General features: G+C 72.6%; 17 protein-coding genes. All 17 read left to right on the forward strand.

Going from position 1 to position 17,229, the window contains the following annotated elements; genetic code table 11:
• Positions 1 to 110 precede the first annotated feature (110 nt).
• The gene (gene infC / locus ACVWW9_RS10140; protein WP_456515421.1) at positions 111 to 1,139 is read left to right on the forward strand and encodes a translation initiation factor IF-3; all 1,029 of its coding nucleotides are present in this window, start codon (positions 111 to 113) and stop codon (positions 1,137 to 1,139) included.
• A gap of 10 nt (positions 1,140 to 1,149) precedes the next feature.
• Positions 1,150 to 1,344, forward strand: coding sequence for a 50S ribosomal protein L35 (gene rpmI, locus ACVWW9_RS10145; RefSeq protein ID WP_123697539.1), 195 nt, complete (start codon positions 1,150 to 1,152; stop codon positions 1,342 to 1,344).
• Positions 1,345 to 1,378: 34 nt separating this feature from the next.
• On the forward strand, positions 1,379 to 1,765 hold the full coding sequence (rplT, locus tag ACVWW9_RS10150) for a 50S ribosomal protein L20 (protein ID WP_123697540.1): 387 nt from the start codon (positions 1,379 to 1,381) through the stop codon (positions 1,763 to 1,765).
• Between the two features lies 1 nt (position 1,766).
• A complete protein-coding gene (locus ACVWW9_RS10155) occupies positions 1,767 to 2,576 on the forward strand; it encodes a TrmH family RNA methyltransferase (protein WP_456515377.1) in 810 nt (269 codons plus the stop codon).
• Positions 2,577 to 2,654: 78 nt separating this feature from the next.
• Entirely contained in the window at positions 2,655 to 3,392 is a 738-nt protein-coding gene (locus ACVWW9_RS10160; protein ID WP_354255137.1) for an amino acid ABC transporter ATP-binding protein, read from the forward strand.
• Positions 3,393 to 3,430: 38 nt separating this feature from the next.
• Positions 3,431 to 4,354: a glutamate ABC transporter substrate-binding protein gene (locus tag ACVWW9_RS10165; protein ID WP_123697543.1), complete on the forward strand. Its 924-nt coding sequence runs from the start codon at positions 3,431 to 3,433 to the stop codon at positions 4,352 to 4,354.
• A 63-nt stretch (positions 4,355 to 4,417) separates the two neighbouring features.
• Positions 4,418 to 5,065, forward strand: a complete 648-nt coding sequence (locus ACVWW9_RS10170) for an amino acid ABC transporter permease (RefSeq protein ID WP_123697544.1) — start codon at positions 4,418 to 4,420, stop codon at positions 5,063 to 5,065.
• Entirely contained in the window at positions 5,062 to 6,003 is a 942-nt protein-coding gene (locus ACVWW9_RS10175) for an amino acid ABC transporter permease (protein WP_456515378.1), read from the forward strand. Before ACVWW9_RS10170 ends, ACVWW9_RS10175 begins: the two co-directional genes overlap by 4 nt.
• Before the next feature lie 27 nt (positions 6,004 to 6,030).
• Positions 6,031 to 7,077 carry a phenylalanine--tRNA ligase subunit alpha gene (gene pheS / locus ACVWW9_RS10180; protein WP_123697546.1) on the forward strand — a complete coding sequence of 349 codons (1,047 nt, stop codon included), beginning with the start codon at positions 6,031 to 6,033 and terminating at the stop codon, positions 7,075 to 7,077.
• Positions 7,077 to 9,560: a phenylalanine--tRNA ligase subunit beta gene (gene pheT / locus ACVWW9_RS10185; RefSeq protein WP_456515379.1), complete on the forward strand. Its 2,484-nt coding sequence runs from the start codon at positions 7,077 to 7,079 to the stop codon at positions 9,558 to 9,560. The genes pheS and pheT overlap by 1 nt, the downstream gene beginning before the upstream one ends.
• A gap of 29 nt (positions 9,561 to 9,589) precedes the next feature.
• Entirely contained in the window at positions 9,590 to 10,255 is a 666-nt protein-coding gene (locus tag ACVWW9_RS10190) for an SIMPL domain-containing protein (RefSeq protein WP_456515380.1), read from the forward strand.
• Positions 10,256 to 10,264: 9 nt separating this feature from the next.
• Positions 10,265 to 11,311 (forward strand): N-acetyl-gamma-glutamyl-phosphate reductase, encoded by a 1,047-nt coding sequence (gene argC, locus ACVWW9_RS10195; protein WP_123697549.1) that lies wholly within the window; start codon positions 10,265 to 10,267, stop codon positions 11,309 to 11,311.
• Positions 11,308 to 12,486, forward strand: a complete 1,179-nt coding sequence (gene argJ, locus ACVWW9_RS10200; RefSeq protein ID WP_456515381.1) for a bifunctional glutamate N-acetyltransferase/amino-acid acetyltransferase ArgJ — start codon at positions 11,308 to 11,310, stop codon at positions 12,484 to 12,486. The genes argC and argJ overlap by 4 nt, the downstream gene beginning before the upstream one ends.
• Complete coding sequence (gene argB, locus ACVWW9_RS10205; RefSeq protein WP_456515382.1) at positions 12,476 to 13,417, forward strand: acetylglutamate kinase; 942 nt, start codon at positions 12,476 to 12,478, stop codon at positions 13,415 to 13,417. Before argJ ends, argB begins: the two co-directional genes overlap by 11 nt.
• Positions 13,414 to 14,343, forward strand: a complete 930-nt coding sequence (argF, locus tag ACVWW9_RS10210; RefSeq protein ID WP_456515383.1) for an ornithine carbamoyltransferase — start codon at positions 13,414 to 13,416, stop codon at positions 14,341 to 14,343. Before argB ends, argF begins: the two co-directional genes overlap by 4 nt.
• Positions 14,340 to 15,755, forward strand: a complete 1,416-nt coding sequence (gene argH / locus ACVWW9_RS10215) for an argininosuccinate lyase (protein WP_456515384.1) — start codon at positions 14,340 to 14,342, stop codon at positions 15,753 to 15,755. Before argF ends, argH begins: the two co-directional genes overlap by 4 nt.
• Before the next feature lie 19 nt (positions 15,756 to 15,774).
• On the forward strand, positions 15,775 to 17,079 hold the full coding sequence (gene tyrS, locus ACVWW9_RS10220) for a tyrosine--tRNA ligase (RefSeq protein WP_456515385.1): 1,305 nt from the start codon (positions 15,775 to 15,777) through the stop codon (positions 17,077 to 17,079).
• The last annotated feature ends 150 nt before the right edge of the window (positions 17,080 to 17,229 follow it).

A 17,229-nucleotide genomic window follows, 5' to 3' on the forward strand; every position in this document is an offset into this window, starting at 1 on the left:
GCGCGTCGGCTCCTCGTTCGCCGTGCACCAGCACACAGCACGCAAACGAGAAGGAGCCCGCGATCAGCGATCCCCGCACCAATGAGCGCATCCGCGTCCCTGAAGTCCGACTGGTCGGCCCTGCCGGCGAGCAGGTCGGCGTCGTCCGGGTCGAGGATGCCCTTCGCCTTGCCCGCGAGGCAGAGCTCGACCTCGTCGAGGTCGCGCCCGACGCCCGCCCGCCCGTCGTCAAGATCATGGACTTCGGCAAGTTCAAGTACGAGCAGGCTCAGAAGGTCAAGGAAGCACGTCGCAACCAGGCGAACACGGTCCTCAAGGAGGTCCGGTTCCGGCTCAAGATCGACGAGCACGACTACGAGACCAAGCGCAAGCGCGCCGAGGGCTTCCTCAAGGCCGGCGACAAGGTCAAGGCCATGATCCTGTTCCGCGGCCGCGAGCAGTCGCGCCCCGAGCTGGGCGTGCGCCTGCTGCAGCGCTTCGCGGAGGACATCGGCGAGTTCGGCTCGGTCGAGTCGTCGCCGACGATCGACGGACGCAACATGGTCATGATCGTCGGCCCGATGCGCTCGAAGTCCGACGCGAAGGCGGAGCTCAACGCCGCCCGCTCGGCGCAGCGCGCCGCGGACCAGGAGAAGCGTCGTGCCGAGGCCGAGCGCCAGGCGGCGCACCAGGCCGCCCTCGACGCCGAGCGTCCCGCTCGTCCGGTGCTGCCTGCCCGCAGCGCCGCGACCGGTGACTCGGAGTCGCGCTCGTCGCGTCCCTCGACCGGCACCTCGCGCCCGGCCAGCAGCTCGCGCCCCGCGAGCAGCTCGTCGTCCCGCCCGTCGAGCGCCTCGAGCTCGCCGCGCCCGTCGTCGGAGTCGTCGGACTCGCGCCCCCGCCAGACCGCGCGCACCGTGCAGCCGACCCCGGCCGGCGCACCGCGCCCGTCGACCGCGCCGCGCCCCGCGTCCGCCGCGCCCGCCGCCGCGAAGCCGGCCGGCACCCCCGCCGCCGCGCCCGCGGCACCGAAGCCCGCCGCGAAGCCCGCGGTCCCGAAGCCTGCGGCCACGCCCGCGGCGCCCTCGGCGGCCGGCAAGCCCGCAGCGCCCAAGGCCAAGCCCGCAGGTCCGCCCGCCGGCAAGCCAGCATCCGAGTAGGAGAAGAAGAATGCCCAAGCAGAAGACGCACTCCGGTGCGAAGAAGCGCTTCAAGATCACCGGCACCGGCAAGATCCGCAAGCAGCAGGCCGGCATGCGCCACAACCTCGAGGTGAAGTCGTCGGTCCAGACGCGCCGCCTCAACAAGGACAAGGTGCTCGCGCCCGCCGACGCCAAGATCATCAAGAAGCTGCTCGCCCGCTGACGCGCGCGACTGAGAGACAAGAGAGAACAGACTCATGGCACGTGTCAAGAGGGCGGTCAACGCCCACAAGAAGCGTCGCGTCATCCTCGAGCAGGCCTCCGGCTACCGGGGCCAGCGCTCGCGCCTGTACCGCAAGGCGAAGGAGCAGCTGCTCCACTCGCACGTCTACGCCTTCCGTGACCGCAAGGCCAAGAAGGGCGACTTCCGCCGCCTGTGGATCCAGCGCATCAACGCCGCGTCGCGCGCGAACGGCCTGACCTACAACCGCCTGATCCAGGGCCTCGGCCTCGCGGGCATCGAGGTCGACCGTCGCATGCTCGCCGAGCTCGCGGTGCACGAGCCCGCCACGTTCGCGACCCTCGTCGAGGCAGCGAAGGCGGCCCTGCCGGCCGACACGTCGGCGCCGAAGAACGCAGCCTGACATGCTCGACAGCCCCCGCGCGCCCCGCGTGCGAGAGGCTGCGAGACTCCAGCAGCGAGCAGCCCGGTCATCGACCGGGCTGTTCCTGTTGGAGGGCCCCGCGTCGCTCGACGAGGCGGTGCGCTGGCAGCCCGCGCAGCTCGTCGAGGTCTTCGTCACCGATGCCGCGCGCGAGCGCCACGCCGACCTGCTCGAGCGCGCCGCGCAGCACGCGACGCTGACCGCCGTCTCCGACCGCGCGCTCGCCGCGCTCGCCGACACCGTGCACCCGCAGGGCGTCGTCGCCGTCGCCCGCCAGTCGCCGGTGCGGCTCGAGGACGCGATCGAGCGCGCCGCCGCCGAGGAGCACCCGCTCGTCGCGATCCTCCACGAGGTGCGCGACCCCGGCAACCTCGGGACGATCCTGCGCGCGGCCGACGCCGCCGGCGCATCCGCCGTCATCGTGACGGCCAACTCCGTCGACCCCTACGCGCCCAAGGTCGTGCGCGCCACCACCGGGTCGCTCTTCCACGTCGACATCGCCGTCGGCGCCTCCACGCTCGATGCCGTCGAGGCCGCTGCGGCGGCCGGGCTCTCGGTGCTCGCCGCCGACGTGACGGGGGAGGACCTCGTCGCGCTGCAGGCCGAGGGCGTGCTCGCCCGACCCACCGCGTGGCTGTTCGGCAACGAGGCGCGCGGGCTCGACGCCGCGACGCTCGCGCTCGCCGACCGCGCGGTGCGCCTGCCCGTCTACGGGCGCGCGGAGTCGCTCAACCTCGCGACGGCCGCGTCGGTCTGCCTCTACCAGAGCGCGTTCGCCCAGCGCCGCTGACGGGGCGCGTGTAACCGTTTCGTTTCGATCCGGGGATCGCGCGCTCAGCCTGGCCATAGGTCGTGCTTTGATGGCGGCATGCAGCCCCTCGTCGAGCTCGACCACGTCAACAAGCACTACGGCGAACTCCACGTGCTGAACGACATCAACGTCAGCATCCCCAAGGGCCAGGTCGTCGTCGTGATCGGGCCGTCTGGCTCCGGCAAGTCGACGTTCTGCCGCGCCATCAACCGCCTCGAGACGATCGACGACGGCGAGATCCGCATCGACGGCGTCAAGCTGCCCTCCGAGGGCAAGGGCCTCGCGCAGCTGCGGGCCGACGTCGGCATGGTCTTCCAGTCGTTCAACCTCTTCGCGCACAAGTCGATCCTCGAGAACGTGACGCTCGGCCCGATGAAGGTGCGCGGCAAGAAGCGCAAGGACGCGGAGGAGCAGGCGATGGTGCTGCTCGAGCGCGTCGGCATCGCCAACCAGGCCAACAAGATGCCCGCCCAGCTCTCCGGCGGGCAGCAGCAGCGCGTCGCGATCGCCCGCTCGCTCGCGATGGAGCCGAAGCTCATGCTCTTCGACGAGCCCACGAGCGCGCTCGACCCCGAGATGATCAACGAGGTGCTCGACGTGATGGTCGAGCTCGCCCACGGCGGCATGACCATGATCACGGTGACGCACGAGATGGGCTTCGCCCGCAAGGCGGCGGACCGCGTGCTCTTCATGGCCGACGGCAAGGTGCTCGAGGACTCGACGCCGGAGTCGTTCTTCTCGAACCCGCAGACCGAGCGGGCCCAGGACTTCCTCTCGAAGATCCTCACCCACTGACCCCTTCCCGAAGCACCACCACTCAAGGAGAAGCACCCATGCGCACCAAGCTGACGCTGGGCGTCGCCGCTGTCGCGGTCCTCGCCCTCACCGCGTGCGGCGGCCCTGCCGGCACCACGTCGTCCGAGGCCCCCGAGGAGCCCGCAGAGACGGGCGCGGCCACCGAGCACCCCTACGGTCTGGAGGTCGCCGAGGCGCCCGAGTTCGAGGCCGGCACCACCATGGCCGAGCTCGCCGAGGCCGGCTCGATCACCATCGGCACGAAGTTCGACCAGCCGCTGTTCGGCCTGGTCGGCCCGGACGGCGCCCCCGAGGGCTTCGACGTCGCGGTCGGCTCGCTCATCGCTGCCGAGCTGGGCATCCCCTTCGAGGGCATCCAGTGGGAGGAGACCGTCTCCGCGAACCGCGAGACGTTCATCGAGAACGGCACCGTCGACCTCGTCGCGGCGACCTACACGATCAACGACGCCCGCAAGGAGAAGATCGACTTCGCCGGCCCGTACTACGAGGCCGGCCAGGCGCTCATGGTGCTGGCGGGCAACCCCGAGGGCCTCACCGGTCCGGATGACGTCTCCGGCCTCCAGGTCTGCTCCGTCGAGGGCTCGACCCCGGCAGCGCGCATCGTCGACGAGTACGGCGCCGTGCTGAACGCGACCGACACCTACTCCAACTGCCTCGACCCGCTGCGCAACGGGCAGGTCGTCGCGGTCACGACCGACAACGTGATCCTGGCCGGCTTCGTCGACCAGAACGCCGGCGAGTTCGAGCTCGTCGACGGCGGCGCGACCTTCACCCAGGAGCCCTACGGCCTCGGCATCGAGAAGGGCGACGACGAGTTCCGCACGTTCATCAACGACGTGCTCGAGGAGGCCGTCGCCGACGGCACCATGGCGTCGCTCTGGGAGCAGACGGCAGGCGCCGTGCTGCCGACCCCCGAGTTCCCGGCACCCGACCGCTACTGATCGATCACCCGAGCCGGGTGCGGGAGGTCCTCCTCCCGCACCCGGCCGCCGGATGAGGGACTGATGCAAGCACTTCTCGAGAACTGGCCGCTCTGGCTGCAGGGCATGGGCGCGACACTGCTGCTGACCGCGGTCGTGACGCTCATCGGCCTGCCCATCGGCATCCTGCTGGCGGGCATGCGGGTGTCGCCCGTGGCCGCGCTGCGCGTGGTGGCGGCCGTCTGGACGGAGGTCGCGAGGAACACCCCGCTGACGCTCGTGTTCTTCTTCACCGCCTTCGTGCTCCCGAAGCTCGGCATCGTCCTCGACTTCACCCTGGGCGCGATCATCGCCCTCACCTACTACACGAGCGCCTTCTTCGCCGAGGCGGTGCGCTCGGGCATCAACTCGGTGCCGCTCGGCCAGGCGGAGGCATCCCGATCGATCGGGCTCGGCTTCGGCCAGACCATGAGCCTCGTGATCCTGCCGCAGGCCTTCCGCAGCGTGCTGCCGCCGGTCATCAACGTCGTCATCGCGCTCGTCAAGAACACCTCGGTCGCGCTCGGCTTCTTCGTCTTCGTGCTCGTCTCGGTCGCGCAGCGCCTCTCGAACACCTACGGCGACCAGTCGCTCCAGATCTTCCTGGGGATCGCGCTGAGCTACCTCATCATCACGGTGCCGCTCGGCCAGCTGGTCGACGCCCTCGAGCGCAAGTGGAGCGTGCAGCGATGAGCGGCTCGGTCCTCTTCGACGCCCCCGGGCCCAACGCGATCAAGCGGTCGCGCATCCTCTCGATCGTCTTCGCGGTCGTCGCCGTCGCCGCGCTCGCGCTCGCCGCCTACCAGCTGTGGCTCGGCGGCGCCTTCTACCAGGACCGCTGGGACATCTTCCAGGACCCGCAGCTGTGGTTCGGCGCCCGCGGCCTCATGGTGGGCCTCGGCACCACGCTCTCGATCGCCGCCATCGCCGCCGTCGGCGCGATGGTCCTCGGCATCGTCTTCTCGATCCTGCGCAACGCCTACACGCCGTGGGTGCGGGTGCCGGTCACGATCGTGCTCGAGTTCTTCCGCGGCATGCCCGTGCTGCTGATGATGCTGTTCATCCTCATCGTCTTCTCGACCGGCGCCTACTGGGCCGTCGTCTGGGCGCTCATCGTCTACAACGGCGCGATCATCGGTGAGGCGCTCCGCGCCGGCATGAAGTCGCTGCCGAAGGGCCAGCGCGAGAGCGGCCTTGCGATCGGCCTCACGCCGCTGCGCACGACGCTCGAGATCGAGCTGCCGCAGGCGCTCCGCATCATGCTGCCGATCATCCTCGCGCAGCTCATCGTGTTGCTGAAGGACACGTCGCTCGGCTACATCGTCGGCTCGCCGGAGATCATCCGCATCGGCCGTCAGCTCGTCGACTTCTACGACCGCCAGGGCGGCCCGTACGCGCTCTCGATGTTCTTCGTGATGCTCGCGATCTTCCTCGCCATCAACCTGAGCCTGTCCGCGATCGTGCGCGCGCTGGCGAAGCGGATGGCGCGTCCGCGCCGCGGCGGACGCAACCTCGACGGCACCGCGACCCAGGCGATCCCGCTCTCGACGCAGGCGATGCGCGAGGTCACCGACCCGCAGGCGGACATCACGCGGTTGCCGGGCGCGGGCATCGGCGGCCAGGGAGGCTGACCCCTCGGCGCTCGGTAGGATCGTCGGGTGCCAACCCCCGATGCTCACGCCGACCTCGGCGCGCGCGTCGACGCCGCGGTGACCGCGGCGCTCGCCGCGATCGACGCCGCCTCGACGACCGCCGACCTGCAGGCCGCGAAGTCCGCCCACAACGGGCAGGGCAGCGAGCTCGCCTCGCTCAACGCGAGCCTGCGCGACATCGCGCCCGCCGACCGCAAGGCGGCGGGGCAGACGATCGGCGCCGGCCGCGCCCGGGTCGCCGATGCGATCGCCGCGCGCCAGGCCGAGCTCGCGCTCGTCGAGGAGGCCGCGCAGCTCGAGGCGGAGCGCGTCGACGTCACGGCGCTGCCGCGCATCCGGTCGCGCGGCGGGCGCCACCCGCTGACCATGCTCATGGACGAGATGAGCGACGTCTTCGTCGGGATGGGCTGGGAGGTCGCCGAGGGACCGGAGCTCGAGCACGAGTGGTACAACTTCGACGCGCTCAACGTCGACCCCGACCACCCCGCGCGCAGCGAGTCCGACACCTTCTACGTGGCGCCGGCGGACCGGCACATGGTGCTGCGCACGCAGACGAGCCCCGTGCAGGTGCGCACGCTGCTCACCCGCGAGCTGCCGACGTACATCGTCGCGCCCGGCCGCGTCTACCGCACCGACGACATCGACGCCACGCACCTGCCGGTGTTCACGCAGCTCGAGGGCCTCGCCGTCGACAAGGGCATCACGATGGCGAACCTCCGCGGCACGCTCGAGCACCTCGCGCGTGCCATGTTCGGCGAGGAGGCGAAGATCCGCCTGCGCCCCAACTACTTCCCGTTCACCGAGCCCAGCGCCGAGATGGACGTGTGGCACCCAGGCATGCGCGGCGGCGCGCGCTGGGTCGAATGGGGCGGGTGCGGCATGGTCAACCCCAACGTGCTGCGCGCCGCGGGCGTCGACCCCGACGTCTACTCCGGCTTCGCGTTCGGCATGGGCATCGAGCGCACCCTGCAGTTCCGCTACCTGCTCGACGACATGCGCGACATGATCGAGGGCGACGTCCGCTTCACGGAGCAGTTCGGGATGGTGATCTGATGCGGATCCCGCTGTCATGGCTCGGCGAGCTCGTCGAGATCCCCGCGACCGACACGGCCGAGTGGCTGCACGCGACGCTCGTGCGCGTCGGCTTCGAGGAGGAGGCCGTCCACGGCGGTGAGCTCCGCGGTCCGATCGTCGTCGGCCGCGTGCTCGAGATCGTGGAGGAGCCGCAGAAGAACGGCAAGACGATCCGCTGGTGCCAGGTCGACGTCGGCGAGGCCAACGGCGGCGTGCGCGGCATCGTCTGCGGCGCGCTCAACTTCGTCGAGGGCGACCGCGTGGTCGTCACCCTGCCCGGCGCCGCGCTGCCCGGCGGGTTCGAGATCGCCGCCCGCAAGACCTACGGCCACGTCTCCGACGGCATGATCGCCTCGGAGCGCGAGCTCGGCCTCGGCGACGACCACGACGGCATCATGCGCCTCGACGTGCTGGGGATCCCCGGCGAGATCGGCGACGACGCGCTCGCCATCCTCGGGCTCGACGACCAGGCCGTCGAGATCAACGTCACGCCCGATCGCGGCTACGCGCTGTCGCTGCGCGGCATCGCCCGCGAGGTGGCCTCGGCGACGGGGCAGCCCTTCCGCGACCCCGCATCCACGTATGCAGCGGCGATCGAGCCCGGCACGGCATCCGGCTTCCCGGTCGAGCTGCGCGACGAGGCGCCCATCCGCGGTCGCGCCGGCTGCTCGCGCTTCGTCGCGCGCGTCGTGCGCGGCATCGACCCGAGCCGGCCGACGCCGGCGTGGCTCGCGTCCCGCCTGCGGCTCGCGGGCATCCGCTCGATCTCGCTCCCGGTCGACATCACGAACGCCGTGATGCTCGAGCTCGGCCAGCCCATCCATGGCTACGACCTCGGCAAGCTCCGCGGCGGCATCGTCGTGCGGCGCGCAGCCGAGGGGGAGCGCCTCACGACGCTCGACGGCGCGGACCGGGCGCTCTCGACCGAGGACCTGCTCATCACCGACGACCGCGGCGCGATCGGCCTCGCCGGCGTCATGGGCGGCGCCGAGACCGAGATGGACGCGTCGACGACCGACGTGCTCATCGAGGCCGCCACCTTCGACGCCGTCACGATCGGTCGCACCGCCCGCCGCCACAAGCTGTTCTCCGAGGCCTCCAAGCGCTACGAGCGCGGGGTCGACCCAGCCGTCGCCGCGGCAGCGGCCGCCCGCGTCGCCCAGCTGCTCGTCGAGCTCGCGGGCGGCACGATCGACGAGCTCGGCGCCGACGTCGGCGACGTGCCCGCGATGGCGCCCATCACCATCCCGGTCGGCTACTGGAGCACCTACACCGGTGCCGACTACACCGTCGACGAGGCGCGCGACGCGCTCGAGCGCATCGGCGCGACCATCGACGAGGCGGCGGACGCCTGGACGGTCACGCCGCCGACGTGGCGCCGCGACCTCGTCGACCGCGAGGGCCTCGTCGAGGAGGTCGCCCGCATCGTCGGGTTCGACCGCATCCCCTCGGTGCTGCCGGTCGCGCCTCCCGGGCGCGGCTACACGCGGCCCCAGCGGCTGCGCCGCCGGGTCGCCGACGCGCTCGCCTCGACCGGGCTCACCGAGGTGCTCGTCGCGCCCTTCGTGAGCGAGCAGCAGGCCAGGCTCACCGGGGCCGAGCCCGTGCGCCTCGAGAACCCGCTCGACGGCGAGCGCCCGTGGCTTCGCACCGCGCTGCTGCCGGGCATGCTCGACACCGCGCACCGCAACCTCGGCCGCGGGCTCACCGACCTCGCGCTCTTCGAGCTCGGCCGGGTGTTCCACGCGGTCGACGGCCAGGGCACCGACTCGCTGCCCGCGTCCACCAGCCGCCCGGACGACGACGCGCTCGCCGAGCTCGACCGCCTGCCCGCGCAGCCCGACCACGCTGCCGTGCTGCTGGTCGGTGAGCGGGTGCGCAAGCAGCCCGGCGTCGCGGCAGTGCGCTACGGCATCGCCGACGCGGTCGAGGCGGCGGAGCGCATCGCCCGCACGCTCGGCCTCGAGCTCGAGCTGCGCCAGTCCGAGCGGCCCTGGCTGCACCCCGGCCGCACGGCGGAGCTGCTGCTCGGCGAGACCGTCGTCGGGGTCGCGGGCGAGCTGCTGCCCGCGGTCGCGGCGGCAGCGGACCTGCCGCGGGTCGTCGCCGTGGCCGAGCTCGACCTGAGCCTGCTCATCGCCCGGGCCCGCGTCAGCCTCGACACCCAGCGCATCGCGCCCGTGCCCGCGGCGACGCAGGACCTCTCGGTGGTCGTGCCCGTCGACGTGCCGGCCGGCGACGTGCGTCGCGCGGTCCGCGACGGCGCCGGTGCGCTGCTCGAGCACATCGCGCTCGTCGACGACTACCGCGGCGCGGGGCTCGGCGACGGCGAGAAGTCGCTCACGTTCGCGCTGCGGTTCCGCGCCGACGACCGCACGCTCACCGCGGCCGAGGCGTCGGAGGCGAAGCTCGCCGGCCTCGCGGTCGCGACCGAGCGGCACGGCGCGCGCCTGCGGGAGTAGCGCCAGGCGCCACGAGTAGCATGCGGCGCATGGTCGAGATCCTGGTGCGCGGCGAGGCCGTCGAGCGAGCGGCGGCCGAGCGCGCCACCGTCACCGTCCAGTCGCGGTGGCAGGCGGATGCGCCGGACGAGGCGATGGGCCGGGTCGCGACCGGGCACGCGCGGGTGGCGGCCGAGGCGAAGGCCTTCGCCGCGTCGGGCGCCGTCGAGTCGTGGCACGCCGACCGGGTGTGGGTCTCGCACCACCGGGAGTGGGTGGGGGAGGGCCAGCCGCAGCGACTCGTCTTCACCGCCTCCGCGTCCGTGACCGCGACCTTCGTCGACGTCGAGGCGCTCGGTGCGTGGATCGGCGACCTCGGCGTCGAGCAGCTGCACGAGGTCGGCGGCATCGCGTGGTCGCTCGCCGAGAGCACGGTGCGCGAGCTGGCCGGCCGCGCCCGCTCGCGCGCCATCGCCGACGCCGTGGCACGGGCCGCCGACTACGCGGCCGCGGCGGGCCTCGGCGCCCCGGCCATCACGAGCATCCGCGAGCCGGAGGCGACGGTGCCGCGCCCGCCGATGGCGAAGGCGCGGGGCGTCGAGCTCATGGCGGCGAGCGACAGCGGCGGCGCCGTCGAGCTGGCCGCTGGCGAGCTCGAGGTGCGCGCCGCCGTCGAGGTGGGCTTCGCGGCCGAAGCGGATCGGGCGGGCGACTAGCCTGGAGGCATGAGCCTCTCCGTCGCCGTCGCAGGCGCGAGCGGGTACGCGGGCGGCGAGCTGCTCCGGCTGCTCGCCCAGCACCCCGAGCTGGAGGTGCGCACCGTCACGGCGCACGCCAACGCCGGGCAGCCCCTCGTCTCCGTCCACTCCAACCTGCGCTCCCTCGCCTCGCTGACCTTCCAGGAGACGACCGCGGAGGTGCTGGCGGGGCACGACGTGGTCTTCCTCGCGCTGCCGCACGGGCACTCGGGCGGCATCGCCGCGCAGCTGCCGGAGTCGACGCTCATCGTCGACGCGGGCGCCGACCACCGGCTCCACGACGCCGCCGACTGGCAGCGCTTCTACGGCACGGAGCACGCCGGATCCTGGCCCTACGGCATGCCGGAGCTCATCCTCGCCGACGGCGGCCGGCAGCGCCGCGAGCTGCGCGCAGCGCGTCGCATCGCGGTCCCCGGCTGCAACGCCACCGCGGTCACGCTCGCGGCCGCGCCCGGCATCGCCGCTGGCCTCATCGACGCGACGGCGCTCACATCGGTGCTCGCCGTCGGCTCCTCCGGCGCCGGCCGCGCCGCGAAGACCAACCTGCTCGCGGCCGAGCTCACCGGCTCCGCGACGCCCTACGGCGTCGGCGGCACGCACCGCCACCTGCCCGAGATCGCGCAGAACCTGCGCGCGGTCGGCGCCACCGACATCCGCCACTCCTTCACGCCAGTGCTCGTGCCGATGACGCGCGGCATCCTCGCGACCGTCACCGCACCGCTCGTCGGCGATGTGACGGCCGACGAGGTGCGCGGCGCGTGGCTGTCGGCGTACGGCGAGGAGCGCTTCATCCACATGCTCCCCGCGGGGACGTTCCCGCGCACCGCCGACGTGCTCGGCTCGAACTCGGTGCACATCGGCGTCGGCCTCGACGACGAGGCCGGCCGCGTCGTGATGATCGCCGCGATCGACAACCTCGGCAAGGGCACGGCCGGTGCGGCGATCCAGTCCGCCAACATCGCGCTCGGCTTCGACGAGCAGATGGGTCTGCCGATCGACGGGGTCGCGCCGTGAGCGTGACCGCCGCGAGCGGCTTCCGGGCGGCCGGTGTCGCCGCGGGCGTGAAGGCGTCGGGCGGCCTCGACGTGGCCCTCGTCGTGAACGACGGGCCGCTCGACGCGGCGGCCGCCGTGTTCACCTCGAACCGCGCGAAGGCGAACCCCGTGCTCTGGAGCCAGCAGGCGATCGCCGGCGGCACCGCTCGAGCCGTGATCCTCAACGCGGGCGGCGCGAACTGCTTCACGGGCGCCTTCGGCTTCCAGACGACGCACCAGACGGCCGAGCGGGTCGCCGAGCGGCTCGGCACGGCATCCGACCCCATCGGCGCGATCGACGTCCAGGTGTGCTCGACCGGCCTCATCGGCGTCGGCGACGAGGCGTTCCGCGCCGCCGTGCTGCGCGGCGTCGACCTGACCGCGGATGCGCTCGCGGACGACGACGCCGCCGGGCTCGCCGCCGCGCAGGCGATCATGACGACCGACTCCAAGCCGAAGCAGGCGGTCGTGACGACCGACGGCTTCACCGTCGGCGGCATGGCGAAGGGCGCCGGCATGCTCGCGCCAGGGCTCGCGACGATGCTCGTCGTGCTCACCACCGACGCCGAGGCCGACGCCGACGTGCTCGACCGGGCGCTCCGCGCGGCCACCAGCACGACCTTCGACCGGCTCGACTCGGACGGCTGCATGTCGACGAACGACACCGTGCTGCTGCTCGCGTCGGGCGCATCCGGCTTGCGGCCCGACGAGGCGGCGCTCACCGCCGCCGTCACCGCGGTGTGCGACGACCTCGCGGCGCAGCTGCACGGCGACGCCGAGGGCGCCACCCACGACATCGCCATCGAGGTGCGCTCTGCCGCGAGCGAGCAGGAGGCGGTCGTCGTCGCCCGCTCGGTCGCCCGGTCCAACCTGTTCAAGGCGGCGATCTTCGGCAACGACCCGAACTGGGGCCGCGTGCTCGCCGCGATCGGCACGACCGACGCAGCCTTCGACCCCTACGCCGTCGACGTGCACTTCAACGGCGTGCGCGTCTGCCACGCGGGCGAGCCCGACCGGCCGCGCGAGGAGGTCGACCTCTCGCCGCGCGCGACGCACATCCTCATCGAGCTGTTCGCGGGCGACGCGACCGCGACGGTGCGGACGAACGACCTCACGCACGACTACGTCCACGAGAACTCCGCATATGCCAGCTAGGGCCGAGGCCGCGGCGCACAAGGCCGCGACGCTCATCGAGTCGCTGCCGTGGCTCGAGCGGTTCCGCGGCGCGACCATGGTCGTCAAGTACGGCGGCAACGCCATGGTGAGCGCCGAGCTGCAGCGGGCGTTCGCGGAGGACATGGTCTACCTGCGCCACGTCGGCATCCAGCCGGTGGTCGTCCACGGCGGCGGCCCGCAGATCAACGAGGCGCTCCGCATCCACGGGATCGAGAGCGAGTTCCGCGGCGGCTACCGGGTCACGAGCCGCGAGGCGATGGACGTCGTGCGGATGGTGCTCACCGGCCAGGTGGGGCGCACGCTCGTGTCGCTCATCAACGCGCACGGACCGCTCGCGGCGAGCCTGTCCGGCGAGGACGCCGGCCTCTTCACCGGCCGCCGCCGCGGTGCGGTGATCGATGGCGAGGAGGTCGACCTCGGCCAGGTGGGCGACGTCGTGGCGGTCGACCCGGCCGGCGTCCACCGGCTGCTCGACGCCGGACTGATCCCGGTCGTCTCGTCGATCGCACCCGATGGCGACCGCCCGGGGGAGAGCCTCAACATCAACGCCGACGCCGCGGCCGCCGCGCTCGCGGCGGCGGTCGGCGCGCAGAAGCTCGTCATCCTCACCGACGTCGAGGGGCTCTACCGCGACTGGCCCGATCGCGACTCGCTCATCAGCGAGATCACCGACGACGAGCTCGAGGCGCTGCTGCCGACGCTCGAGTCGGGCATGATCCCGAAGATGCAGGCGTGCCTCACCGCGGTGCGCGCGGGCGTGCCGAAGGCCGCGATCATCGACGGCCGCTCGCCGCACTCGATCCTCACCGAGATCTTCACGAGCGCGGGCTCGGGTACCGAGGTCGTGCGCGCCGCGACCTCGAGCCCCGCATCCGCACACGCACCCACCCAGACAGGGGACTCCGCATGACCCGCCACTTCCTCCGCGACGACGACCTGAGCCCCGCCGAGCAGCGCGAGGTGCTCGAGCGCGCGGTGCGGATGAAGCAGGACCGCTACGGCGAGCGCCCGCTCGACGGCCCCCGCTCGGTCGCCGTGATCTTCGACAAGTCGTCGACGCGCACGCGGGTGTCGTTCCACGTCGGCATCTCCGACCTCGGCGGCTCGCCGCTCATCATCTCGACCGCGTCGAGCCAGCTCGGCGGCAAGGAGACCGCGGCCGATACGGCGCGCGTGCTCGAGCGTCAGGTGGCCGCGATCGTGTGGCGAACCTACGCGCAGGCGGGGCTCGAGGAGATGGCAGCCGGGACGACCGTGCCGGTGGTGAACGCGCTCTCCGACGACTTCCACCCGTGCCAGCTGCTCGCCGACCTGCTCACGATCCAGGAGCACAAGGGCGAGCTCGCGGGCCTCACCGTCGCCTTCGTCGGCGACGGCCGGTCGAACATGGCGCAGTCCTACCTGCTCGCGTGCGCGACCGCCGGCATGCACGTGCGCGTCGGCGCGCCGGCCGAGTACGTGCCGGAGGGGAGCGTGGTCGCGGATGCGCAGCGCATCGCCGCCGAGACGGGCGGCAGCGCGACGGTCGTGACCAGCGCGACCGAGGCCGTGACCGGTGCCGACGTCGTCGTCACCGACACCTGGGTGTCGATGGGCAAGGAGGACGAGAAGGCCGAGCGCGTCGCGACCTTCGGCGGCTTCAAGGTCGACCAGGCGCTCATGGACCTCGCGTCGCCCGACGCGGTCTTCATGCACTGCCTGCCCGCCGACCGCGGCTTCGAGGTGACGGCCGACGTCATCGACGGGCCGCAGTCGATCATCTGGGACGAGGCGGAGAACCGGCTGCACGCGCAGAAGGCCCTGCTCGCCTGGCTGCTCGAGCGGACCGACGCATGAGCGACCAGCAGGGCACGAACGAGGGATCGCTGTGGGGCGGCCGGTTCGCCTCCGGCCCCAGCCCCGAGATGGCGCGGCTGTCGAAGTCGACGCACTTCGACTGGCGCCTCGCGCAGCTCGACATCCGCGGCTCGAAGGCGCACGCCACCGCGCTGCACGCGGCCGGGCTGCTCGACGACGCGGAGCTGACCGCCATGCGGTCCGCGCTCGACGAGCTGAGCGACCGGGTCCGCAGCGGTGCGTTCTCGGCCGCTGCGTCGGACGAGGACGTGCACGGCGCCCTCGAGCGCGGCCTCATCGAGATCGCGGGGCCGGAGCTCGGCGGACGGCTGCGCGCCGGCCGCTCCCGCAACGATCAGATCGCGACGCTCGTGCGCGTGTGGATGCTCGAGGAGACCGACGAGGTCGAGCGCGGCATCCGCGCGGTGATCGAGGCGCTGCGCATGCAGGCCGACGCGCATCCGACCGCGCCGATGCCGGGCCGCACCCACCTGCAGCACGCGCAGCCGGTGCTGCTCGCGCACCACCTGCTCGCGCACGCGTGGCCGCTGCTGCGCGACCTCGAGCGGCTCGCCGACTGGCGGGTGCGCGCGAGCGAGTCGCCCTACGGCGCCGGTGCGCTCGCCGGCTCGACGCTCGGGCTCGACCCGGCCGTCGTCGCGGACGAGCTCGGGCTCGCGGCGCCGAGCCCGAACTCCATCGACGCGACGAGCGCGCGCGACGTCGTCGCGGAGCTGACCTTCGTGCTGACGATGACGGCGATCGACCTCTCGCGGCTCGCCGAGGAGGTCATCTTCTGGTCGACGCGCGACGTCGGCTTCGCGCGGCTGCACGACGGGTTCTCGACCGGCTCGTCGATCATGCCGCAGAAGAAGAACCCAGACATCGCCGAGCTCGCCCGCGGCAAGGCGGGCAGGCTCATCGGCGACCACGCCGGCCTCCTCGCGACGCTCAAGGCGCTGCCGCTCGCCTACAACCGCGACCTGCAGGAGGACAAGGAGCCCGTCTTCGACGCGGTCGACCAGCTGCAGGTGCTGCTGCCGGCGTTCGCCGGGATGGTCGCGACGCTCGACTTCGACGAGGCCAGGATGCGTGAGGGCGCGGCCGCCGGCTACGCGCTCGCGACCGACGTCGCCGAGTGGCTCGTCAAGCGGCGCGTGCCGTTCCGCGAGGCCCACGAGATCTCCGGCGCCCTCGTGCGGCTGTGCGAGCAGCGCGGGATCGAGCTCGACGAGGCGAGCGACGACGAGTACCGGAGCGTGAGCGAGCACCTGACGCCCGAGGCGCGCGAGGTGCTGACCGTCGACGGCGCGATCGCGTCGCGCGACGGCATCGGCGGCACGGCTCGCAGCGCGGTCGACGCGCAGCTCGCGACCCTCGACGCGCGCCTCGCGCGCCTCGACGGCCACTGATCCCCGGTAGGTTCGAACCGTGATCGATCCCGCGCCCATCCAGCTCGACCCCGCCTTCGACAACGTGTGGGACGAGCTGCAGTACCGCGGCAGCGTGCACGTCTCGACCGACCCGGAGACGCTGCGCACGCTGCTCGGCGGCGACCCGATCACCTTCTACTGCGGCTTCGACCCGACCGCGCCGAGCCTGCACCTCGGCAACCTCGCGCAGCTGATCGTGATGCGCCGGCTGCAGCTCGCCGGCCACCGGCCGCTCGCGCTCGTCGGCGGCTCTACCGGCCTCATCGGCGACCCGAAGCCGACGAGCGAGCGGCAGCTCAACACGCGCGAGACCGTCGCCGAGTGGGTGACGTACCTGCAGGCGCAGGTGCTGCGCTTCCTCTCGGACGAGGGCGAGAGCGCCGTGCGGCTCGTCAACAACCTCGACTGGACGGCGCCGCTGTCCACGGTCGACTTCCTCCGCGAGGTGGGCAAGCACTTCCGCGTCGGCACCATGCTCCGCAAGGACGCGGTCGCGGCGCGGATGGAGTCCGACGAGGGCATCTCCTACGCCGAGTTCAGCTACCAGGTGCTGCAGGGGATGGACTTCCTCGAGCTGCACCGGCGGTACGGCTGCCTCATGCAGACCGGCGGCAGCGACCAGTGGGGCAACCTGACGGCGGGCACGGAGCTGCTGCGGAAGGCCGAGGGCGTGCACGCGCACGCGATCGGCACGCCGCTCATCACCGACGCCGAGGGCCGCAAGTTCGGCAAGAGCGAGGGCAACGCCGTCTGGCTCGACGCCAACCTGACGACGCCGTACGCGATGTACCAGTTCTGGCTCAACCAGGACGATGCGATCGTCGTGCAGCTGCTCAAGTCGTTCACGTTCCTGCCGCAGGAGCGGATCGAGCAGCTCGCGGCCGCGACCGCAGAGGCGCCCTTCCGGCGCGAGGCGCAGCGGGTGCTCGCGATCGAGGCGACGTCGTTCATCCACGGGGCGGACGCGACGCAGCAGGCGATCGACGCATCGCAGGCGCTGTTCGGCAGCGGCGACCTCGCCGCCCTCGACCTCCCGACGCTCGCCGCCGCGGTCGGTTCGCTCGACAAGCAGGCGACCGCGACGCCGGATGCGCCGGTGCTGCAGCTGCTGCAGGAGACCGGTCTCGTCGACTCGCTCTCCGACGGCAGGCGCGCGATCGCGCAGGGCGGGGTGTCGGTGAACAACGAGCGCATCGACGACCCGGGCGCAACGCTCGACGGCCGGCTGCTGCACGGGCGGTTCGCCGTGCTGCGGCGCGGCAAGAAGACGCTCGCCGGCGTCGACGCAGGCCCCGCCGCCTGACCACCCGGGGCGACACGCCCGGGATGCGCGTGGTTTGCGGGGTGGGGGTGTGGCCCGTGTAACGTAATCCCTCGTCACCCCAAAGACGCAGAGCCGGACTGGCCAGCGGATCAAGAGGGACCACCTCCTCGCCGATAGGCGTCACGCTGT

The sequence above is a fragment of the Agrococcus sp. UYP33 genome (assembly GCF_054060915.1).